Origin of the sequence: uncultured Thioclava sp., from assembly GCF_913064665.1 — a bacterium.
GTDB lineage: Bacteria > Pseudomonadota > Alphaproteobacteria > Rhodobacterales > Rhodobacteraceae > Thioclava > Thioclava arctica.
In genome coordinates this window covers 37,789-60,074 of record NZ_CAJYBT010000014.1, presented here as the reverse complement: position 1 = coordinate 60,074, position 22,286 = coordinate 37,789, and the positions used below count along the sequence as shown (strand labels likewise).

Here is a 22,286-nt window from a genome sequence, read left to right as displayed (position 1 = left end):
ATGTATGCTCAAATGGTCAAATCCACTGGTGACGCCGTCAAATCGCGCGAAGAAATGAGCGATGACGAACGCCATTTCCAAGACAAGGTCGATGCCAATATCAAGGTCGAACCGCGCGACTGGATGCCCGATGATTATCGCAAGACGCTGATCCGCCAGATCGGTCAGCACGCGCATTCCGAAATCGTGGGCCAGCTTCCCGAGGGCAACTGGATCACCCGCGCCCCGACACTGGAACGCAAGGCGATCTTGCTCGCGAAGGTTCAAGATGAGGCCGGGCATGGGCTGTATCTGTATTGCGCCGCCGAAACGCTGGGGGTCACGCGCGACGATCTGACCGAAAAGCTGCTGTCGGGACGGATGAAATATTCCTCGATCTTCAACTATCCGACCCTGACTTGGGCGGATATGGGCGCTGTGGGCTGGCTGGTCGATGGCGCGGCGATCATGAACCAAGTGCCGTTGCAGCGTACCTCTTACGGGCCCTATTCGCGCGCGATGGTGCGGATTTGCAAGGAAGAGAGTTTCCATCAGCGGCAGGGCTACGCGATCATGATGAAGATGGCGCAAGGCTCTGCGGCGCAGCGCAAGATGGCGCAAGATGCGCTTAACCGCATGTGGTATCCGTCTTTGATGATGTTCGGCCCCTCGGACAAGGACAGCGTGCATTCCGCGCAGTCGATGGCCTGGAAGATCAAGATCAACACCAATGACGAGCTGCGCCAGAAATTCGTCAATGAGACGGTGCCGCAGGCGGAATATCTTGGGCTTACCATTCCCGATGAGAACCTGAAATTCAACGAAGAGACGGGCAATTACGACTTTTCGCAGCCCGACTGGGACGAGTTTTTCGAGGTTCTCAAAGGCAACGGCCCCTGCAACACCGATCGTCTGAATGCGCGCCGCAAGGCGTGGGACGATGGCGCATGGGTGCGTGAAGGGCTTCTGGCGCATGCCGAGAAGCGGGCAGCAGCCAAAGTCGCAGCGGAATAATCGCGTTTCGGAGGAGGAAAACATGAAAAAGGAATGGCCGCTTTGGGAAGTGTTCATCCGTGGTCAGCACGGTTTGAACCACCGTCATGTCGGGTCGCTGCACGCACCCGATGCGGAAACTGCAATCCTCAACGCGCGCGATGTTTACACGCGGCGCAATGAGGGGCTGTCGATCTGGGTTGTCGAGGCCCGCCATATCTCGGCCTCGGCACCGGGCGATAAGGGCCCGCTGTTTGAGCCTTCGGAAAGCAAGGTTTATCGTCACCCGACCTTTTACGACATCCCCAAAGACGTGGGGCATATGTGATGGCACAGGTCGATCAAAAGGCCCTGCTGGAATTCGTACTGCGTCAGGGCGACAACACGTTGGTCCTTGGTCATCGGGTGTCTGAATGGTGCGGTCACGCGCCTGTTCTCGAAGAGGATATCGCGCTGGCCAATACGGCGCTTGATCTGATCGGACAGACGCAGATGTGGCTGGGTCTCGCCGCCGAGATCGAGGGCGAAGGTCGTACGGCAGACGACATGGCGTTTCTGCGCGATGCGTGGGATTTCCGCAATCTGCTGCTGGTAGAACTGCCCAATGGCGATTTCGGGCGCACGATTTTGCGCCAGTTCCTGTTTGACGCTTTCAGCGCGATCTATTTGCCGCTTTTGACCAAAAGCGCAGACCCGCGCGTTGCGGAAATCGCGGCCAAGGCCACCAAGGAAGTCGCCTATCATCTTGAAAGATCGGCGCAAACTGTTGTTGGTCTGGGCGATGGCTCTGAGGAAAGTCATGCGCGCATGCAAGAGGCGCTGGATTATCTGTGGCCCTATGTTGGCGAGATGTTTGCCAGCGATGGCGTCGATCAGGCCATGGCCGAGGCCGGTATTGGCCCTGATCCGGCGGGCTTGCGCGCGGAATATGACGCATTGATTGGCCGCGTTCTAAGCGAGGCGACACTGCGCATTCCCGAAGACAGTTTCGCCCATAAGGGCGGGCGCAACGGCTATATGCATACTGAACATTTGGGTCATCTATTGACGCAGATGCAGTGGTTGCAGCGCGCCTATCCCGGCTGCGAGTGGTAAGCGATGTCGCGCCCCAGTGTAGAGCAGATCTGGGAATGGCTTGATGGCGTTCCCGACCCCGAAATTCCCGTGATCTCGGTTGTCGATCTTGGGATCGTGCGAGATGTGGAATGGCAGGGCGATACGCTGGCCGTGAAAATCACGCCGACCTATTCGGGGTGCCCGGCAACCAGCGTGATCTCGTTTGATGTCGAGGCCGCCTTGCGCGCGCATGGGATCGACAAGATCGAGATCCAGCGCCAGCTTAGCCCGGCATGGACGACAGATTGGCTAACCGAGTCCGGGCGCGAAAAGCTGCGCGCATTCGGTATCGCTCCGCCCATCGATGGCACGGCTGCCGATGGCGTGTTGGCCGGGCGGATTTCAAAGCTGAGCGGTGAGGGCAATCTTGCCGTTGCCTGCCCACGCTGCGGATCGACCAATACGGAAAAAGTGAGTCAATTCGGCTCCACCCCCTGCAAGGCGTCCTACAGATGCAAGGATTGCCTCGAGCCGTTCGACTATTTCAAGTGCATCTGAGCCAAAGGAGGAGAGGCTCATGTCCCGTTTCTACCCGCTGGAAGTGACCGAAATCCGCAAGGAAACGCGCGATGCGGTCGTTGTCACGCTGAAGCCGCAAACGGATGCGGCAGCGCAATTTGATTTCACCCAGGGTCAATATCTGACCTTTCGCCATGATTTCGACGGTCAAGAACTGCGCCGGTCCTATTCGATCTGTGCTGGGCTTGATGAGGGCTGTCTGAAAGTCGGCATCAAGCGCGTGGACGGGGGGGCGTTCTCGACTTGGGCGAATGAAACCCTCAAGTCGGGCGACGTGATTGAGGCGATGCCTCCGATGGGCAAGTTCTACACGCAACTGGACCCGGCGCAGACCAAAACCTACCTTGGCTTTGCGGGCGGTTCGGGGATCACGCCTTTGCTTTCGATCGTGAAAACCGTGCTTGCGCGGGAGCCGCAATCGACCTTCACGCTGGTCTATGCCAACCGTCAGGTCAGCTCGATCATGTTCCGCGAAGAGCTGGAAGATCTGAAGAACACCTATCTGGGCCGCTTCTCGTTGATCCATATCCTCGAAAGCGAAAGTCAGGATATCGAGCTGTTCACCGGGCGCATCGACGCTGCAAAGATGGAGGCCCTGTTCCGGATGTGGATCGATGCCGAGACCGTCGATACCGCGTTCATCTGTGGCCCCGAGCCGATGATGCTGACGATTGCCGAAAGCCTGCGCAAGCACGGCCTCGATGACAGCCAGATCAAGTTTGAACTGTTCGCGTCCTCGCAGCCGGGTCGTGCGAAGGCGCCTGCCGTTTCGCAAGACAGCGCAAGCACGGCCAATAGCTGTGAAGTGTCGATCACGCTGGATGGCGCGACCCGCAGCTTTGCAATGGCCAAGGATGGCACGGCCATTCTGGATGCAGCGCTCGCGCAGAAAATGGATGCGCCCTATGCCTGCAAGGCCGGGGTCTGTTCGACCTGCCGCGCCAAGGTGCTTGAGGGCGAAGTCGAGATGGACGTCAACCACGCGCTTGAGGATTACGAAGTGCGCGCGGGCTATGTGCTGTCGTGCCAATGTATCCCGCTCTCGGACAAGGTGGTGCTTAGCTATGACGAATGATGCAGAAACGATGTCGGTCGCTGAATACCTCGCGCAGGGCGGCAAGGTCACGTCGCCTGAGAACGTCTCGCCACGCTATCGGGCCGAGTTGATGCGCATGATGTCGTCCTTTGTCGACAGTGAGTTGGCGGGATCGGCGGGTTTTGCCAATGCGATCAACTGGGCACCGGGTATCAAGGAACGGATCGCGGCCAGTCGGATTACCTTGGAAAAAGCGTCTAATGCGGAAAAAGTGCTGGATCTGATGGAAGATTTCGGCACCGACAAGGCGCTTTACAATCAAAGCCACGATTGGGCGGCCCGCGGGGCGCGCGACGATCGAAGCGCCCCGACCCGCCGGGGTGGCGACATGCGGTTGTCGGTGTTTCATTATCCGCTGTCGGGCTGGGTCGATGCCTGTGTGATGAACGCGTTGATGGGCCTTGCGACCTGTGTGCAGCTCGAAGAGATGGTGGGTGTTTCCTACACGCCGTTTGCCGAAGTGATGCGCGAAATCACCCCGATTGAGACGCGCCATATGGAGCTTGGGTTCGAGGGGCTCGAACGGATCGCCGCCACCGCCGAGGGACAAGCCGACATCGCGGCCTCGCTTGCCTATTGGCAGGATCGCGTGGCCGAGACCTTTGGCGTTGCCGCCTCGGAGAGGTTTGATCGCCTCTCCGCGATGGGGCTGCGCCACGCACCGAATGAAGTGCTTTTGGGGCGCTGGAAGGCACGCAGTGCCGAGGCGCTGGCGGCACTTGGACTCGCATGACATGGAAGGACAAGGCATGAAGGATACGGCTGTGAAACCACGCCGTCTGCAAAGCTATCTTGAAGGAGCTTGGCGTGCAGGCACTGGCGAGGGGCGCCCGGTTTACAATGCCGCGACCGGTCAGATCCACGCGCTGATCGGGACCGAGGGGCTTGATTTCAAGGCAGCACTGGAATGGGGGCGTCGCGTTGGCGGGCCTGCTCTGCGCAAGCAGACGATCCATGAGCGTGCCTTGATGCTCAAGGCCATTGGTTTGAAACTGATGGAGATGAAAGAGGAGTTTTACCTCGAGAATTTCGCCACCGGTGCGACCCGCAAGGATGGCTGGATCGACATTGATGGCGGCATCGGCACGATGCTGACCTTTTCGTCCAAGGCGCGCCTTGAACTGCCCAATGCGAAACTGATCACCGAAGGCCCCGTCGAGAGATTGTCGCGCGACGGGTCGTTTGTTGCCCAGCACGTGCTCAGCCCGATGGAAGGCGTCGCGGTTCATATCAACGCGTTCAATTTCCCGATCTGGGGGATGCTGGAAAAGATCGCGCCGTCGCTGATTGCGGGGATGCCTTGCATCGTCAAACCGGCGTCACAGACCGCCTATCTCACCGAGCTGGTGGTGCGCCGGATGCTGGAAACGGGGCTACTGCCAGAGGGCGCGTTGCAGTTGGTGACGGGCTCGGCCGGGGATCTGCTGGATCATGTGAGCGAGCAGGACGTGGTGACATTCACCGGCTCTGCGGGCACGGGGCGGATGCTTAAGGCGACGCCGGCCATCGTGCAGAATTCCGTGCGCTTCACGATGGAGGCGGACAGCCTGAACGCCTCCGTTCTTGGGGACGATGCCGAGCCGGGCACGCCGGAATTCGATCTGTTCGTCAAGGAAGTCGCGCGTGAAATGACGGTCAAGGCGGGGCAGAAATGCACTGCAATCCGGCGTGCGATCGTTCCAAGCCGTTTCGAAGACGCCGTGATCGAGCAGCTTTCCGCGCGTTTGGCCAAGACGGCGATTGGTCTGCCCGACGGCGAAGGCGTGCAGATGGGGGCGCTGGTATCGCGCAAAGATCGCGACGGCGTGCGCGAGAAGATCCGCGAAATTGCCGCCGATTGTGAGATCGTTTCGGGCGATCCCGAAAACGTCACGCTTGTGAGCGGTGATGCGGGGCAGGGTGCGTTCATGGCACCGGTTCTGATGCGGGCGCGCGACCCGATGTCGGCGGATGCGGCGCATGGGATTGAGGCGTTCGGTCCGGTCGCTACGGTGATGGGCTATCAAGACGCGGATGAGGCGGTGGCGCTGGCGCGCAAGGGGCGCGGCTCGCTTGTGTCTTCGCTGTTTACCAATGATCGCGATATTGCGCGCGATGTCGTCACGGGGCTTGCCCCCTATCACGGTCGCGTCCTGATCGGGAATCGCGGCTCGGCCAAGACCTCGACGGGACATGGCTCGCCGCTGGCACCTTTGGTGCATGGCGGTCCGGGGCGCGCGGGTGGTGGCGAGGAAATGGGCGGCATTCGTGGCGTCAAACATTTCATGCAGCGCACCGCTATTCAGGGCACGCCCGAGATGCTGTCGGCGGTAACCGGGCAATGGGTCGACGGAGCGCCTGCGCAATCCGATGGCCATCCGTTCCGTAAATCGCTTGCAGAACTGCGCATCGGCGATCAGGTCGTCACCAAGTCGCGCGAAGTCACGCAAGAGGATGTCGAGCATTTCGCCCATTTCACGGGGGACACGTTCTACGCCCATATGAATAGCGACGCGGCCAAGGCCAATCCCTTCTTCGAGGATCGCGTGGCGCATGGCTATCTGATCGCGTCCTTCGCGGCGGGCCTGTTTGTCGACCCCGAGCCGGGCCCGGTTTTGGCCAATTACGGCGTGGATAACTTGCGCTTCCTTACCCCGGTCTATTTCGGGGACAGCCTGCAGGTGCGTCTGACCTGCAAAGAGATCAACCCGCGCGCCAATGGCGATTACGGCGAGGTGCGCTGGGATTGTCGGGTGAGCAACCAGAAAGACGAGGTCGTTGCCCAGTATGATGTGTTGACACTGGTGGCCAAGACATGGCCGCAAGCGGCCTGATCTACGCGGATATGACATGAAAAAAGGGCCCGGGGAAATCTTCGGGCCCTGATGCTAACTTGTGTTGATTAGTGCCAAAAACACGGCTCTAGCGAACGGCTTTCACACCTTCCAGAATCAGCGTGGTGGCAACATCGGCGTAATCCTCGCGCGAGATCGGCCCGCCTTCCTTGAACCACATATAGACCCAGTTCATCATGCCAAACAGCGACATCGTCACGGGCATCACCAGCGGGCGCTCTGGGCGGTCAAGTTCGGGATGAATCGCGCGCAGCACGTTTGAAAAATAGCCCACGATCTTGCGCTCAAGCTTGGTCAGTTCTGCCTTCTGCGCATCCGAGAGCGCCGGTCCCGCATTCAGCTGAACCTTGTGTTGATCGTCAGCGCCACGATAGGCATCCAGAACCACCATCACCAAAGCCTTGAGCTGCTCATGGGGGGGCAGCGTGGCGTCATTTGCCTCGGCCAATGCGTAATCGAGGTCTTCAAGATGGGCCTGAATGATCGCAAAAATAAGCGCGTCTTTCGAGGGGTAGTAATGATAAAGCAGTGACTTCGACACGCCCGCCTCAAGCGCGATCTGCGACATCGAGGCTTTCTCCATCCCCTGAGAGGCAAAAACTCGGGCGGCATCGAGCAATAGGTTATGTTGCTTTTCTTCAAAATCGCTGGCGCGTGTTCTGGCCATGGGGGTCAGCCTCCTGATGGGCCTGAATGCTGAAGGGGGCAAGTTTGCCCCCTATAGACTAGTGAGTATGTGATTGACCAGTCGGTCGGGTTATTCTTTGGGGCGATTGTCGACCACACGTTTGGCTTTGCCCTCAGAGCGCGCGATCTGTCCGGGATCGTGCACCTCGATTTTGGACGAAACGCCAACCACCGATTTGATGTGATGAGCAAGCTCTTTGGACGCCGCAGACCGGGCGTCAGCTGAGGCGCGTTCGGGCGTGGCTTCGACATGCACGATCATCGCATCCATCCGACCCGCGCGCACCAGTTCAATCTGGAAATGCGGCGCAAGCCCTTTGACTTTCAGGATTTGCTCTTCGATCTGTGTCGGGAAGACGTTGACGCCGCGCAGGATCATCATGTCGTCGCTGCGCCCGGTGATCTTTTCGATCCGCCGCATTGAGCGCGCAGTGCCGGGCAATAGGCGCGTCAGATCGCGGGTGCGATAGCGCACCATCGGCAGACCTTCCTTGGTGAGCGTGGTAAAGACCAACTCGCCCATCTCGCCGTCGGGCAGAACCTCGCCGGTGACGGGGTCGATGATTTCGGGGTAGAAGTGATCCTCCCAGACATGCAGCCCGTCTTTGGTCTCGACACATTCATTCGCAACACCCGGCCCCATCACTTCGGATAGCCCATAAATATCAACGGCATGCATGTCGAAGGCCTGCTCGATCTCTTCGCGCATCTTGTTGGTCCAAGGCTCGGCGCCAAAAATGCCGACCTTGAGAGAGCTTTCGCGCGGGTCGATCCCCTGACGGCGGAATTCATCAAGGATCGACAGCATATAGGACGGGGTCACCATGATGATGTCGGGCTTGAAATCCTGCATCAACGTGACCTGACGCTCTGTCATCCCGCCCGAGATTGGCACAACCGTGCAGCCCAGACGTTCCGCGCCGTAATGGGCCCCAAGCCCGCCCGTGAACAGCCCGTAGCCATAGGCGATGTGGCAGATATCGCCGGGCCGCCCGCCCGAAGCGCGGATCGAACGCGCGACCACATCGGCCCAGACATCGATATCGCCCTTGGTATAGCCGACCACCGTGGGTTTGCCGGTCGTGCCCGACGACCCATGCACGCGCACCAGACTTTTGCGCGGAACGGCGAACATGTCGAACGGGTAGTTGTCGCGCAGATCCTGCTTGTAGGTGAAGGGGAATTTCGACAGATCGGACAGTGTTTTGAGGTCTTCGGGATGTGCGCCGTGCTCGTCAAAGCGTTTGCGATAGAAGGGCGAGTTTTCATAGGCATGGGTCAGCGAGCGCCGCATCCGGTGAAACTGCAGCGCGGAGATTTCGTCACGCGAGGCGGTCTCGATCGGATCGAGCATATCTTTGCTGGGTTTTAGGTTGATCATCTGGTTTCCTCCCAAAAATCATACGTCTTTTGTCGGCGTTTCATCCGACAGATGCGGTGTGCCCAAGCTGCGCGAATGGCCGCGGAATTCTGCGATCAAGGTCCCGTCCGCGCGCGCGATATGCACGTCATAGATGCCCGAGCGCCCGCGCCGCGACACCTCCTTCGCGGTGGCGATCAACTGATCACCGCTCGCCCCCGGCGCGATGTAGGTGATCGAGCAATGCTGCGCGACAGTGACCTGATTGTAGGTGTTGCAAGCGAAGGCAAAGGCGCTGTCGGCCAGCGTAAAAATATAGCCGCCATGCGCCGTTCCGTGCCCGTTGGTCATGGCGTTGGTGATCGTCATCGCCAAAGTGGCGGCGCCCGGTGCGATGTGGCGCAGCTCCATATCGAGGCGTTGCGAGGCGGAATCGTCGTTCCACATCGCGGCGGCGCAGGCCTCGGCCAGCTCTTGCGGTGTCATATCCGTCAGCGGTTTCATATCTTTGGCCATGATCAGTGCCCCGTGAAATTTGCGGAACGTTTCTCCAGAAAGGCGGTGACGCCTTCGGCATAATCGTCGGTGAACCCGGCTTCGCGCTGGCAGTCGCGTTCCCGATCGAGATGCGTGTCGAGATCGCTTGTCGCGGCCTCCTGAATAAGACGCTTGGTCAGGCCCAGACCTGTGGTCGGACCGGCTGCGAGTTTGCTTGCAATGGCCAAGGCTTCGGCTTGGAGCGCGTCATCCTCTACGGCGCGCCAGATCAACCCCCAGTCAGCTGCCGTCTGCGCGGGCAGGGGCTCGGCCAGAAGGGTGAGGGCCTTGGCGCGCGGCTCGCCCAGAATGCGCGCCAGAGACCAGCTTCCACCGGCATCCGGGATCAACCCGATCTTGGAAAACGCCTGAATGAATTTCGCCGATTGCGCGGCAAGAACGATGTCGCAGGCAAAGGCAATATTCGCGCCAGCCCCCGCCGCCACGCCGTTGACGGCGCAAATGACTGGCTTTTCAAGGCTGCGGATCAGCCGCAGGAGCGGGTTGTAAAACGTCTCGATGGTCGCGCCCAGATCGGGCTTGGGACCACCCTTGCGCGGATCGCGGTCGCCCAGATCTTGGCCTGCGCAAAACCCTCGTCCGGCCCCGGTCAGAAGCACCGCGCGAATCGCGTCATCGTCGCGGGCGCGTTCCAGTTCGCCGCGCAGGGCGAGATGCATCTCTTCGTTAAAAGAGTTCAACTTTTCCGGGCGGTTGAGCGTCAGCTTCAGGACGCCAGCCTCCTGAAAGGAAAGCAAAGTTTGTGATGATGTCATGTCTGTCTCCCTGGCTCTTTTTCGAGCCCCTCAAACAAATAGTTGCATAAACCGTCCGGTCGGTCAATGATACGAATCGAACTCTGGGAGGAGACATGACGGATTTCTTTGATCGCCATCGCGACTTGCTGGATCGTGCAGTTCATGCGTGGCGCGCGCGTGAATTCTGGACGCCTTTTCCCGAAACGCCTAGCACAAAAATTTACGGGGCCGATGCGCGCCGGGACGGCCATGCGGCCTATGAGGCGCTGCTTGGCGGCGCGTTCATGCTGCCCGGCCATCCCGAGACCGCACGCCTTGGGGCAGAGCAGTCCCCTTGGGGGCAGGATGTGGCAATCAGCTATCCTGCGGCGCCTCCGGCCGCGCTGATCGCGGCATCGCAGGCGGCGGGGGCGCAGTGGGGCAAAGCCTCGGTGCAGGCGCGCGTTGGGGCGTTGATCGAGGCCCTGATCCGGCTGAACCAGATGTCATTCCTGATCGGCGAGGCGACGATGCACGCCACGGGGCAGGCTTTTCCGATGGCGTTTCAGGCCGGTGGCCCGCATGCGCAGGATCGTGGGTTTGAGGCAATCGCAGCCGCCTGGATCGAGATGACGGCAACGGCGCAAACGGCGGTCTGGGAGAAGCCGCAGGGCAAATCCGACCCGCTGGTGATCGAAAAGCGCTGGCATCTGGTGCCGCGCGGCGTGGCTTTGGCGATCGGGTGCAATACCTTCCCGACGTGGAACAGCTATTCGGGTGTGTTTGCCAGTCTCGCCACAGGAAACACGGTGATCGTAAAGCCGCACCCGCACGCGATCTTGCCGCTGGCGCTGACGGTCAAGGTCCTGCGTGAGGTGTTCGCCGAGGCCGGTTTGCCGCAAGACGCAGTGCTGCTGGCCGTTGACGCGCCGGGTGCCGAAATCACCAAGGAGCTTGCGACCGACCCGGCCGTGGCGATCATCGACTACACGGGCTCATCCAGCTTTGCGGATTGGTTGCGCGCCAATGCCGGTCAGGCGCTTGTTTTCACAGAAGAAACTGGCGTGAATTCGGTCACGATCACCGGCACGGACGATTTCGCGGGGATGTGCGCCAATCTGGCCTTCTCGCTGTCGCTGTATTCGGGGCAGATGTGCACCGCGCCGCAAAACATCTACATCCCGCGCGGTGGCATTCAGACCTCCGAGGGCCACAAAAGCTTTGACGCGGTGGTCGCCGGGATCGTGGCGGCGATCGACGCCTTGTTGGCAGATCCCCAAAGCGCCTCGGCAATTTGCGGCACTATCGTGAACCCCGCGACGCTGGAACGTATCGCGTCGGCGCGTCACGCGGGGCAGGTGGTGCGCGAGAGCGGCGAGACTGGGGCAGGGCGCTCGGCTACGCCGCTTTTGGTGGTGGTGGATGGGGCGGGGTCGGGCCTGCAAGACGACGAATGTTTTGGCCCGGTGAGCTTTGTAATCCCCTGCGAGGATGCGCAAGATGCGATTGCGCGTGCCTCAGGCATTGCCGCGCGCAAAGGCGCAATCACAGCCGCGCTTTACGCCAATGACCCGGACTTGATCGAGCAGGCCGCGATGGCCTTTGCCGCAGCCGGGGTCAATCTGTCGGTCAATCTGACCGGCAATATCTATGTCAATCAGTCCGCTGCATTTTCCGATTTCCACGTCACCGGAGCCAATCCGGCCGGAAATGCCAGCCTGACTGACACCGCCTTCGTCGCGTCCCGGTTCCGGCGCGTGATGATCCGCTGGCCGAAAGCGGCATAAGGAGAGACGCCAACGGCAAGCTTTGGTTTTGGAGAGTATGGGAGGACTATCTATGAAACTGTTAATGACAACGGCTGTAAGCGCACTTGTGGTGTTGGGAACCACTGCAGCGATGGCAGATATCAAGCTGGGGGCAAGCCTGTCGGCTTCGGGCCCGGCCGCCTTCTTGGGCGATCCAGAGGCCAAGACCATCGAAATGATGGTCGAGCAAATCAACGAAGCTGGCGGGATCAACGGCGAGAAGATTGATCTGGTGCTGTATGACGATGGCGGCGATCCGAACAAGGCGCGCACCTTTGCCACGCGTCTGGTCGAGGATGACGAGGTTGTCGCAATCATCGGCGGCTCGACCACCGGCACGACGATGTCGATCCTGTCGGTTGCCGAGGATGCAGAAGTTCCGTTTATCTCGCTGGCGGGTGCCATTCAGATCATCGATCCGGTGCATAAATGGGTGTTCAAGACGCCCCATACCGATCGCATGGCCTGTGAAAAGATTTTCAGCGATATGCAGCAAAAGGGGATCACCAAGATTGGCATGATCTCGGGGACGGACGGGTTTGGTGCCTCGATGCAGGCGCAGTGCAAGGATGTTGCGCCGAAATACGCAATCGAGATCCTCTCGGATGAGACCTACGGTCCTCAAGATGCCGATATGACCCCGCAGCTGACCAAGATCCGCAATACGGACGGCGTTCAGGCCATTCTTAATCCCGGTTTCGGTCAAGGCCCGGCCATCGTAACGCGCAACAAGGCCCAGCTTGGCATTGATCTGCCGCTTTATGAAAGCCATGGGGTTGCGTCAGATGGGTTCATCGAGCTGGCAGGGGCTGCAGCAGCCGAAGGTGTGCGCCTGCCGGGCACCGCGCTGCTGGTGGCTGCGATCCTGCCCGATAGCGATCCGCAAAAGCCTGTCGTGACGGCCTACAAGACCGCCTATGAGGCGAAATACGGCGAGACGGTCTCGACATTCGGGGGCTATGCTCATGACGCTGTCGATTTGATGACCAATGCGATGAAGACGGGCGGTAGCGATCCCGCGGCCATTCGCGACGCGCTGGAGGCCACGCAAGGCTATGTCGGCACCACGGGCATCTATAGCTTCTCGCCCGAGGATCACCTTGGTCTCGATCTGTCGGCCTTCAAGATGCTTGAAATCCGCGATGGCGGCTGGACGCTGATCGACTAATCCCCAGGCCAGGTTCCTGAGGCCGGGGCGGTTTCGCGATCGCCCCGGACAGGACTAGACTTCATCGGAGACGTTCATGGACGCCTTGTTGCAATTCCTGCTGTCCGGCGTGACGGTTGGCGCGGTTTATGCGCTGGTCGCGCTTGGGTTTACGATCATCTACAATGCCTCCGACGTGGTGAATTTCGCCCAGGGCGAATTCGTCATGCTGGGCGGGATGATCACGGTTTTCACCTATCAGGCGGGGCTGCCCTTGCCCCTCGCGGCTGTTCTCGCGATTGCGATCACATCGCTGGTCGGGGTCGCGCTGAACAAGCTTGCGCTGGAACCCGCGCGCGGCGCACCCGTGGTGTCGCTCATCATCATCACCATCGGCGCCTCGATCTTTATCCGTGGCGCGGCGCAGCTGATTTTTGACAAACAGTTGCACCGCTTTCCGTCCTTTTCCGGCGATCAACCGATCCACATCTTTGGCGCGACAATCGTGCCGCAAAGCCTGTGGGTGATTGGTGGCGCGGTGCTTGTTTTCATCGGTCTATGGCTGTTCTTCACCAAGACGCTGACGGGCAAAGCAGTGCTGGCCACCGCAAATAATCGCCTTGCCGCGCAGCTTGTGGGGATCAATACCGGCTGGGTCATGACGCTGTCCTTCGCGCTTTCGGCGGCGATCGGGGCGCTGGCGGGCGTGCTGGTCACGCCGATCACCTTGGTGGGTTATGACGTAGGTGTCGGGCTTGCGCTCAAGGGTTTTGCCGCTGCGATGCTGGGCGGAATGGGCAATCCCAAGGGGGCCTTGGTGGGGGGCATCTCACTGGGTCTTCTCGAGGCGCTGACCGCAGGCTATCTGAGCTCGCAATACAAGGATGCAGTCGCCTTCATCGTGATCCTCGCGGTGCTGTTCGTGATGCCTCAGGGCCTGTTTGGCAAAAGCACGACGGAGAGGGTCTGAACCATGAAACTGTCTTCGAAATGGATGCAACTGGCGGCGCTTGCGGTGCTGGTTGCGGTGCTGCCGCTGTTCTTTCCCTCGGGCTATTATTACCGGGTCGGGGCGCTGATTTTTGTCAACGGGCTGGCGGTGACCGGGCTTGTGATCCTGATCGGCTATGCCGGGCAGATCAGCCTTGGCCATGCTGGGTTTGCGGGCATTGGCGGCTATGCCTGTGCGCTTGCGCCCGCGCATCTGGGCCTGCCGCCGTCCTTGTCGATCCTGCTCGGGGCCGTGATCTCTGCGGTGCTGGCGGTGTTGATCGGCAAGCCGATCTTGCGGTTGCGCGGCTATTATCTGGCGGTCGCAACGCTGGGCTTTGGCATCCTTGTGAGCATGGTGCTGACCAATGAGCGCGCCTTGACCGGCGGTCCCGATGGGATGGCGGTACAAGGGCTTGCGTTGCGCAAAATCCTGCGCGGCTGGGGCTGGAAGCTGTCGAGCGGAGAGTTCTGGTATATCCTAAGCGCGCTGGCGATGCTGGTCGGCGTTTGGATCGCGCTCAACCTGTTCCAAAGCGCCACCGGGCGCGCCATGCGCGCGCTGCACGGCTCTGAGGTGGCAGCGCGCACCGTGGGCATTGATGTAGCACGCCTCAAGCTGCAAGCCTTTGTTATCTCGGCCGTCTATGCATCGGTCGCAGGCTCGCTTCTGGCGCTGCAAAACCAGTTCGTCACCCCCGATATCGCAGGCTTCATGCATTCGATCGAGATGGTGACGATGGCTGTTCTGGGGGGTGTTGGCTCGGTCCTTGGCGCGGTGACGGGGAGTGCAATCCTGACGCTGCTGCCGCAGGTGCTGACGGTCTTTGCCGAATACGAACAGCTTGTGCTGGGGCTGGTGATGATCCTTGTGATGATTTTCCTGCCCCGTGGGCTGTTGCCCTCGATCGCGGCCAAGTTGAAGGGGAGGGGCGAATGAGCTTGCTGGAAGTATCGGGCCTTGGCATCGGTTTTGGCGGATTGCGTGCGGTCGATAATGTCGGGTTTTCCGCCGAGCCGGGCGAGATCGTGTCGATCATCGGTCCCAATGGCGCTGGAAAAACGACCTTGTTCAACATGATTTCGGGGGTCTATCTGCCCGATAGCGGCCATGTGCGCCTTGACGGGCAGGATGTGACTGCAGCCGAGCCGCATCGCCTTGCGCGCATGGGGCTGACCCGCACGTTTCAGAACCTGCAGATATTTCAGGAAATGACGGTTCTGGAAAACGTGATCGTGGGCTTTCACCAAAGCGAAAGCGGCTCGCTGATCGCCGATCTGTTGGCCTTGCCCGCCGCGCGTCGGCGTTCCCAGATTGCGCGCGCACAGGCCCAAGAGCTTCTTAAACGGGTACGTCTGGACAAGGCCGCCGAAGAATTGGCGGGCAACCTGTCTTACGGCGCGCTCAAACGGCTTGAGATCGCGCGGGCGCTTGCGATGCAGCCGCGTGTCTTGTTGCTGGATGAGCCCGCCGCAGGCTGCAACGCGGTCGAGACCGAAGAGATCGACCATCTGATCGCGGAACTGGCGCAGTCGGGCATTGCGATCTTGCTGGTTGAGCATGACATGAAGATGGTGATGCGGATCTCGAACCATATCGTCGTGCTTGATCACGGTGAAAAGATCGCCGAGGGCAGCCCCGAGAGCGTGTCGAAAAATCCTGCGGTGATCGCGGCCTATCTGGGCGCGGGAGATGAGGAGAGTGTCGATGCTGACAGTTGAGGGGGTGCGCTCGGCCTATGGGCGGATCGAGGTGTTGCACGGCGTGGACCTTGAGGTCCGCTCGGGCGAAATCGTGACTGTTGTGGGCGCGAATGGCGCGGGTAAGACAACGCTATTGCAATGCCTGTCGGGAACACAGCCAGTCAGTGCGGGTCGCATTCATTTTCGCGGCGATGAGCTGACCTCGGTGCCCGCCTATCGCCGCTTGCGGCGCGGATTGGCGCAATCGCCCGAGGGGCGGCAGATTTTCACCAACCTGTCGGTTGAGGAAAACCTGCGGCTGGGGGCGTTCCTGTTCACCGACGAGCGGGTCGATCGCGATATGCAAGATGCCTTCGCGATGTTCCCGATCCTGCGCGAAAAGCGCAATCTGGTGGCGGGCGGATTGTCCGGCGGGCAACAGCAGATGCTGGCGATAGCGCGCGCCTTGATGGGGCGGCCGCATTGCCTGTTGCTTGATGAACCCTCAATGGGGTTGGCGCCGCTGATCGTTGCGCAAATCTTCGAGGTGGTGGAAAGTCTGCGCGCGCGCGACGTCACGATCCTGCTGGTGGAACAAAACGCCTATGGCGCGCTCAAGATTGCGGATCGTGGCTATGTCATGGAAACCGGCCAGATCACGATGACCGGCCCCGCCGCCGAGTTGATTGCGGATCCGCGCATCCGCGAAGCCTATCTGGGAATCTGAAGAGGCCAATATGAACACTCCTGTATCGATCCGTCCTCAGGGCGATATCGCTATCGTCACGCTCGACAACCCGCCGGTCAATGCGATCTCGGCGGCGGTGCGCAAAGCGCTGTGGCAGGCCGTTGAGGACATCGATGCCAATCCGACCTTGCGCGCCGCGATCCTGATCTGTCAGGGCCGCACGTTCATTGCGGGCGCGGATGTGCGCGAATTCGGTCAGACCCCAGAGCCGCCGCATCTGCCCGATCTGGTGGATCATCTCGAAGCCGCGCGCGTGCCATGGATCGCAGCAATCCACGGTTCGGCTTTGGGCGGCGGGTTCGAGATCGCGATGGGGTGCCGGTTTCGCGTGGCCGTGCCGCAGGCGAAGATCGGCCTGCCAGAGGTCACGCTTGGCATCATCCCCGGCGCGTCGGGCACCGTGCGCACGCCCCGTCTGGCAGGCGTCGAGGTGGCCGTGGATCTGGTGACGTCGGGCAAGCCGATGGCGGCGTCCAAGGCGCGCGAAGCCGGGCTGATTGACGCGGTGATTGAGGGCGATCTGGAGGCAGGCGCGATTGCCTTTGCCAAGGCCGCTTTGGCCAAACCCCTGCCTGCGCCGATTTCGGCGCGTCCAGTCGCGAAAATGGATGATGCGTTTTGGGAGGCCAAGCGCAAACTGGCAGCAAAACCGGGCCATCGCGCGCCGCTTGAGGCGCTCGACGCGCTGCGCCGCGCCACCGAACTGCCCTTTGACGCAGCCATGGCCGCAGAGCGCGAGAGCTTTCTCGCGCTACGCAGCTCGGATGAGGCGGCAGCCCTGCGCGCCGTGTTCTTTGCCGAGCGCGCCGCACCCCGCCCTGATGCGCTACGCGACGTGACGCCGCGCAAGCTGGCGCAGGTTGGCGTTGTGGGCGGCGGCACGATGGGGGCAGGGATCGCGGCAGCCCTGCGCAGCGCCGGGCTGCCGGTGGTGTTGATCGAGCGCGATGAACAAGCGCTGGCACGCGGGATCGACACGCTGGCCAAGACATTCGCGGGTGCGATCAAGCGGGGCAAGCTTACTGAGCAGGCGCGCGATGCACTGATGGCGGGTGTCACGGGGGCCACCGATTACGCGGCATTGTCGGAGTGCGATCTGGTGATCGAGGCAGTCTTTGAGGAGCTGTCCGTCAAGCGGCAGGTCTTTGAAAACCTGATCGCGCACTGTCGCCGCGATGCGATCTTGGCCACGAACACCTCCTATATTGACCCGCGCGAGATCTTCGCCGGATTGCCGGGGGCCGAGCGTTTCATCGGCCTGCATTTCTTCAGCCCCGCCCAGATCATGAAGCTGCTGGAAATCGTGCCGCTGCCAGATACGGCACCAGACGTTCTGGCCACGGGTTTCGCACTGGCCAAGCAATTGAACAAGATCCCGGTCCGCGCGGGCATCTGCGAGGGCTTCATCGGCAATCGCATTCTCAAACGCTACCGTGCCGAGGCGGAAACCCTCGTGCGGCGCGGTGTGCCGATTGCACAGGTCGACGCCGCGATGCGTGGGTATGGCTTTCGGATGGGCCCGTTTGAGGCACAGGATCTGGGCGGGCTCGACATTGCCTATCTGCAACGCGAGGGCGCGCGGGCAGCGGGGCAGGACGTGCCCGAGACGCTGGGCGATATCCTTGTTGGGGCAGGGCGCAAGGGGCAAAAAACGGGCGGCGGCTGGTATGATTACACCGAGGGCGATCGTACGCCCCAGCCCTCAACGCGCGTGGCAGAACTGCTAGCGCCCCACATCGCCAAGGACGCGCCCGGTCTTGAGGACGCTCAGATTGCCGCGCAACTGATTGCGGCGATGGCAGCCGAAGGCGAGGCCATTCTTACAGAGGGGATCGCCGACAAGGCCAGCGATATCGATCTGGTCGAGATCCACGGCTACGGTTTCCCGCGCTGGAAAGGTGGCCCGATGTTTGCGAGCGGCAAGCACCGCTAGGGCGCTCAGGCGCGCCTGTCCTAAGCCATGGCTTTGACAAGCGCGTCTGCCTTGGGTTTGAACCTGCGGATCGCGTCGTCTTTAACCGGGCCATAGCCGCGAAACTGCATCGGTATTTCAAGCGCTTCTAGCGCCGAGGCCGCGGTCTTGTCCGAGATCAGCGCGGGTAGGGTTTCAAGAAGGGTTTCGAACCAGTCGATCAGGGCAACTTCTTGTTTGCGCTCTTGGCTGTAGCCAAACAGATCGAACTTGCTCCCCCGCAGGCGGCGCAGCGAAGCGAGCGCGCGCAGTGCGGGTGTCATCCACGGGCCGAAGCTGCGTTTGACGGGACGTCCGCGCGCATCCGTCTTGCGAGAGAAAATCGGCGGGGCCATGTGATAATTGATCTTGAAGCCGGGCTCGAATTCCTGTGCCAGAGCCGTGGCGAAACTGTCTTGCCCATGCAGGCGCGCGACCTCGTATTCGTCCTTATAGGCCATCAGCTTGAACAGCGATTTCGCCGCCGCTGTGGTCAGATCCTGCGCGGTGGCTGGGTCCAGTTCATCGCGCAGAGCCGCACGGAAACGCGTGAGGGAGCGCGTATAGCGCTCTGCGTAGCGGGCGTTCTGATACTCGGTCAGAAAAGCCACATGCTTGGCGATGAGCGCATCAAGACTTGGGGGCGCAGCCGAGGGTTCTTGCGCAAGGATGGCATCCGGCGTCTCTGCCAGCACCCGGCCCAGATCGAATGCGCGAGCATTTTTCTCAACTGCCACGGCGTTCAGGGTGATCGCCTGTTTGAGAGCCGTTTCGCTGACCGGCACCAACCCCTTTTGCCACGCATAGCCAAGCAGGATGACATTGGCGAACACGCTGTCGCCCAAAAACGTCTCGGCCAATGCGTTGGCGTCAAGGCTCCAGACGTTGTCGCTGCCCGCGACACTGCGGATCGCCTGTTCGCGCAGATCGACACTCAGGCTCGCATCGCGATGCAACACCAAGTCACCGGTCGGCATTTCAGCGGTATTGAGCACGATCCGCGAGCCGGGTTTGAAATAGGCCGACGCGCGCGGCGCCGAGGACACCACGATGTCGCAGGCGATAACAGCCTCGGCCGAGCCAATATCGGTGCGCACCTGATGGATCGCGTCCGGGCTTTGGCCTAGACGAATATAGCTGAGCACGGTGCCGAATTTCTGCGCGAACCCGGTGAAATCAAGAACGGATGCGCCTTTTCCCTCAAGATGCGCGGCCATCGTGATCAGCGCCCCGACCGTCACCACACCCGTGCCCCCGACACCGGTCACCAGTAGGTCGTAGGGCTTGGCAAGGTCTGACATTTTCGGCGCGGGCAGGGCGCCCAGCAAGCTTGCCACATCCACGTCGCGCACGGTCTTCTTGCGCCGCACTGCGCCTTCCACGGTCACGAAACTGGGGCAAAACCCGTTGAGGCACGAGAAGTCCTTGTTGCAGGTCGATAAATTGACTTTGCGCTTGCGACCAAACTCGGTGTCGAGCGGCTCGATGCTCAGGCAGTTGCTTTCCACCGAGCAATCGCCGCAGCCTTCGCAGACCAAGGGGTTGATATAGGCAAACCGCTTGGGGTCGGGCATCGTGCCACGCTTGCGGCGGCGGCGTTTCTCGGTGGCGCAGGTCTGCTCATAAATCAGGACGCTGACGCCGCGCACGTCGCGCAGCACGCGTTGAACGGCGTCCAGGTCTTCGCGCGGGTTGAAACTGGTTCCTTGCGGGAAGTCTGCGCGGTTGAATTTCGCGATGTCGTCCGAGACCAGCGCGATCCGATCCACCCCTTCGGCGCGGCAGGTCTGCGCAATGGCGCTGACGCTGATCGGGCCATCGACGGGCTGGCCACCGGTCATTGCGACCGCATCATTATAGAGGATCTTGTAGGTGATATTGGCCCCGGTCGCGACCGCCTGACGGATCGCGAGCGAGCCGGAATGATACCATGTTCCTTCCCCGAGGTTCTGGAACATGTGCTTGCCGCCGGAGTATTTCGACGCCACCAGATGGGGCACACCTTCGGCGCCCATCTGCGCATAGCCCCCGGTTTCACGATCCATCCAACTGGCCATCACATGACAGCCGATGCCAGAGGCCGCCTTGCTGCCTTCGGGCAATTTGGTCGAGGTGTTATGGGGACAACCCGAGCAGAAATAGGGGGTGCGGGTCGCGCCGGGCACGTTGAGCAGCCTCGGCGGATGATCGGTCAGGGCGCGGGCCTTGGCCAGCAGGCCCTCATCGGGGAAATAGGTGTTCAGACGCTCTGCCACGATGGGCACTAGGCCAAGCGGGCTTAGTTCTCCGGTCCAGGGCACCAGGGGATCGCCCGCCGCGCGGTGCTTGCCCACCATTTTCTTGGGCTTGTCGCCGGGCCAGTCGTAGAAATACTCTTTGAACTGGCTTTCGATGATGCCGCGCTTTTCCTCGATCACCAGAACCTCGGTCTTGCCGCGCACAAAGGCCAGCGCATCGCGGCGCGCCAGCGGCCAGACCATGCCGACCTTGTAGATATCAATGCCAAGGCGACGGCATGCAGCCTCATCGATCCCCAGAAGACGCAGCGCCTCCATCAGATCGAGATGACCTTTGCCCGTGGTGACAATGCCAAAGCTGGCATCACGGATGTCATAGATGTGGCGATCAATCGGGTTGGCCTCGACAAAGGCTTCGACTGCGCGCAGCTTGTGTTCCATCCGGGTTTCGATCAGCGGGCTGGGCAAATCCGAGCGGCGCACATGCAACCCGCCCGGCGGCAAGTCGATCTCTGGGAGCGAAAACACCCGGTCTTGGGGCAATTCCACCGATTGACCACTTTCCACCGTTTCTGAAATCGCCTTGAACCCGACCCATGTACCCGAATAGCGGCTTAGCGCGATCCCGTATTCTCCGAAGCTCAGATATTCCGCGACATTGGCGGGGTTTAGCGTTGGCATGAACCACGTCATGAACGCCACGTCGGATTGATGGGGCATCGACGAGGAAACGCAGCCATGATCGTCGCCCGCGACCACCAGAACGCCCCCTTTGGGCGAGGACCCGTAGGCATTTCCATGGCGCAGCGCATCGCCTGAGCGATCAACGCCGGGGCCTTTGCCATACCACATCGAAAACACGCCCTCGACCGTGGCATCGGGGTCAAGCACGGCTTGTTGCGCCCCCAGCACCGCCGTTGCGCCAAGATCTTCGTTCACCGCAGGCAGGAAGGTGATGCCCGCCGCATCGGTCTGCGCACGCGATCGCCACAGCTCCAGATCAAGCCCGCCAAGCGGAGAGCCGCGATAGCCCGAAATGAACCCTGCGGTGTTCAGGCCCGCCGCGCGATCTCGACGTGCCTGATCGAACATGATCCGCACCAAAGCTTGCGTCCCGGTCAGAAACACCCGGCCGTGCGATGCGTCATAGCGATCCGACAATGCGTAGCTTTGAAACTGATGCGTGGTCTGGTTCATCGGCTTTCCCCCCTAAAATCACCGGAAATATATCACGCGGTTTTTGGATAATCTGATCTTGTTCCTGGAATCACTGCCGATAATTCGAAAACTTGTGTCGACATAAGCGACTTATGTAGTCATATTATCCAAATGGAACTGGACAGTCGCGACAAAGAAATTCTCAAAATACTGCAAGCGGATTCCCGCGTTTCCAATGCCGAGATTGCGGAGCGGGTTGGCATGTCAGCCTCGGCATGTTGGCGCAGAGTGCGCCTGTTTGAAGAGCAGGGTCTGATTGAACGCTACAAGGCCGAGCTGTCGCCGCGCGTGGCTGGGCTGGCTTTTAGCGCCTTGGTGCAGGTGCGCCTGACCCGGCACAATCCCGAGCATCTCAAAGAGTTCATCGACGCGATCACGACCCGCGCCGAGGTGCTGGAGTGCTACGCGACCACAGGTCAGGCGGATTATCATCTGCGCCTGCTGTGCAAGGATATCGACGCCTATAACGTCTTCCTCGAAGAGTTTCTGTTCCGCCTGCCTGCCGTTCAAAGCGCCGAAACCAATGTCGTCCTGCGCGAGGTCAAACGCAGCCACGAACTTCCCTTATGACCCCCCCCCCCGATCCTTGGACGTTCACTGGTCCAAATTCAGCGCCGTTTTGCGTCTGCTGATCGGGTTGGGTTCT

Annotated in this window: 20 protein-coding genes; 15 read left to right on the top strand and 5 right to left on the bottom strand. The window is 60.8% G+C overall.

Going from position 1 to position 22,286, the window contains the following annotated elements; genetic code table 11:
• The 7 genes from paaA to paaZ are packed head-to-tail and all read left to right on the top strand — an operon-like array spanning position 1 to position 6,516.
• Positions 1–993, top strand: coding sequence for a 1,2-phenylacetyl-CoA epoxidase subunit PaaA (gene paaA, locus QZ571_RS08035; RefSeq protein WP_295533285.1), 993 nt, complete (start codon positions 1–3; stop codon positions 991–993).
• A 22-nt stretch (positions 994–1,015) separates the two neighbouring features.
• Complete coding sequence (gene paaB / locus QZ571_RS08030; RefSeq protein WP_295533283.1) at positions 1,016–1,300, top strand: 1,2-phenylacetyl-CoA epoxidase subunit PaaB; 285 nt, start codon at positions 1,016–1,018, stop codon at positions 1,298–1,300.
• Complete coding sequence (gene paaC, locus QZ571_RS08025; protein WP_295533281.1) at positions 1,300–2,067, top strand: 1,2-phenylacetyl-CoA epoxidase subunit PaaC; 768 nt, start codon at positions 1,300–1,302, stop codon at positions 2,065–2,067. Before paaB ends, paaC begins: the two co-directional genes overlap by 1 nt.
• A 3-nt stretch (positions 2,068–2,070) precedes the next feature.
• Positions 2,071–2,586, top strand: a complete 516-nt coding sequence (gene paaD, locus QZ571_RS08020) for a 1,2-phenylacetyl-CoA epoxidase subunit PaaD (RefSeq protein ID WP_295533279.1) — start codon at positions 2,071–2,073, stop codon at positions 2,584–2,586.
• Between the two features lie 19 nt (positions 2,587–2,605).
• Positions 2,606–3,682 carry a 1,2-phenylacetyl-CoA epoxidase subunit PaaE gene (paaE, locus tag QZ571_RS08015; RefSeq protein ID WP_295533277.1) on the top strand — a complete coding sequence of 359 codons (1,077 nt, stop codon included), beginning with the start codon at positions 2,606–2,608 and terminating at the stop codon, positions 3,680–3,682.
• Entirely contained in the window at positions 3,672–4,436 is a 765-nt protein-coding gene (locus QZ571_RS08010) for a Phenylacetic acid catabolic protein (protein ID WP_295533275.1), read from the top strand. Before paaE ends, QZ571_RS08010 begins: the two co-directional genes overlap by 11 nt.
• Before the next feature lie 16 nt (positions 4,437–4,452).
• Positions 4,453–6,516, top strand: a complete 2,064-nt coding sequence (paaZ, locus tag QZ571_RS08005) for a phenylacetic acid degradation bifunctional protein PaaZ (protein ID WP_295533273.1) — start codon at positions 4,453–4,455, stop codon at positions 6,514–6,516.
• A gap of 88 nt (positions 6,517–6,604) precedes the next feature.
• On the opposite strand, the gene QZ571_RS08000 is transcribed toward paaZ, so the two are convergent.
• From QZ571_RS08000 to paaG, 4 genes are all read right to left on the bottom strand, one after another.
• Positions 6,605–7,204, bottom strand: a complete 600-nt coding sequence (locus QZ571_RS08000) for a TetR/AcrR family transcriptional regulator (RefSeq protein WP_295533271.1) — start codon at positions 7,202–7,204, stop codon at positions 6,605–6,607.
• 90 nt (positions 7,205–7,294) lie between these two features.
• A complete protein-coding gene (paaK, locus tag QZ571_RS07995) occupies positions 7,295–8,605 on the bottom strand; it encodes a phenylacetate--CoA ligase PaaK (protein WP_295533269.1) in 1,311 nt (436 codons plus the stop codon).
• An 18-nt stretch (positions 8,606–8,623) separates the two neighbouring features.
• Entirely contained in the window at positions 8,624–9,070 is a 447-nt protein-coding gene (gene paaI, locus QZ571_RS07990; protein WP_295533327.1) for a hydroxyphenylacetyl-CoA thioesterase PaaI, read from the bottom strand.
• 32 nt (positions 9,071–9,102) lie between these two features.
• Positions 9,103–9,897 (bottom strand): 2-(1,2-epoxy-1,2-dihydrophenyl)acetyl-CoA isomerase PaaG, encoded by a 795-nt coding sequence (paaG, locus tag QZ571_RS07985; RefSeq protein ID WP_295533267.1) that lies wholly within the window; start codon positions 9,895–9,897, stop codon positions 9,103–9,105.
• 95 nt (positions 9,898–9,992) lie between these two features.
• Here paaG and paaN point away from each other — a divergent pair, with 95 nt between their 5' ends.
• The 7 genes from paaN to QZ571_RS07950 all read left to right on the top strand — a co-directional run bounded on the left by paaN (position 9,993) and on the right by QZ571_RS07950 (position 18,167).
• On the top strand, positions 9,993–11,645 hold the full coding sequence (gene paaN, locus QZ571_RS07980) for a phenylacetic acid degradation protein PaaN (protein WP_295533265.1): 1,653 nt from the start codon (positions 9,993–9,995) through the stop codon (positions 11,643–11,645).
• A gap of 52 nt (positions 11,646–11,697) precedes the next feature.
• Positions 11,698–12,834, top strand: coding sequence for an ABC transporter substrate-binding protein (locus QZ571_RS07975; protein ID WP_295533263.1), 1,137 nt, complete (start codon positions 11,698–11,700; stop codon positions 12,832–12,834).
• 76 nt (positions 12,835–12,910) lie between these two features.
• Entirely contained in the window at positions 12,911–13,783 is an 873-nt protein-coding gene (locus QZ571_RS07970) for a branched-chain amino acid ABC transporter permease (RefSeq protein WP_295533261.1), read from the top strand.
• A gap of 3 nt (positions 13,784–13,786) precedes the next feature.
• Positions 13,787–14,743, top strand: coding sequence for a branched-chain amino acid ABC transporter permease (locus tag QZ571_RS07965; RefSeq protein WP_295533259.1), 957 nt, complete (start codon positions 13,787–13,789; stop codon positions 14,741–14,743).
• A complete protein-coding gene (locus tag QZ571_RS07960) occupies positions 14,740–15,525 on the top strand; it encodes an ABC transporter ATP-binding protein (RefSeq protein ID WP_295533257.1) in 786 nt (261 codons plus the stop codon). Before QZ571_RS07965 ends, QZ571_RS07960 begins: the two co-directional genes overlap by 4 nt.
• Complete coding sequence (locus QZ571_RS07955; protein ID WP_295533255.1) at positions 15,512–16,213, top strand: ABC transporter ATP-binding protein; 702 nt, start codon at positions 15,512–15,514, stop codon at positions 16,211–16,213. Before QZ571_RS07960 ends, QZ571_RS07955 begins: the two co-directional genes overlap by 14 nt.
• A 10-nt stretch (positions 16,214–16,223) precedes the next feature.
• Positions 16,224–18,167, top strand: a complete 1,944-nt coding sequence (locus QZ571_RS07950) for a 3-hydroxyacyl-CoA dehydrogenase NAD-binding domain-containing protein (RefSeq protein WP_295533253.1) — start codon at positions 16,224–16,226, stop codon at positions 18,165–18,167.
• Positions 18,168–18,187: 20 nt separating this feature from the next.
• On the opposite strand, the gene QZ571_RS07945 is transcribed toward QZ571_RS07950, so the two are convergent.
• Positions 18,188–21,619 (bottom strand): indolepyruvate ferredoxin oxidoreductase family protein, encoded by a 3,432-nt coding sequence (locus tag QZ571_RS07945; protein WP_295533251.1) that lies wholly within the window; start codon positions 21,617–21,619, stop codon positions 18,188–18,190.
• Between the two features lie 132 nt (positions 21,620–21,751).
• Here QZ571_RS07945 and QZ571_RS07940 point away from each other — a divergent pair, with 132 nt between their 5' ends.
• On the top strand, positions 21,752–22,210 hold the full coding sequence (locus QZ571_RS07940; RefSeq protein WP_295533248.1) for an Lrp/AsnC family transcriptional regulator: 459 nt from the start codon (positions 21,752–21,754) through the stop codon (positions 22,208–22,210).
• The last annotated feature ends 76 nt before the right edge of the window (positions 22,211–22,286 follow it).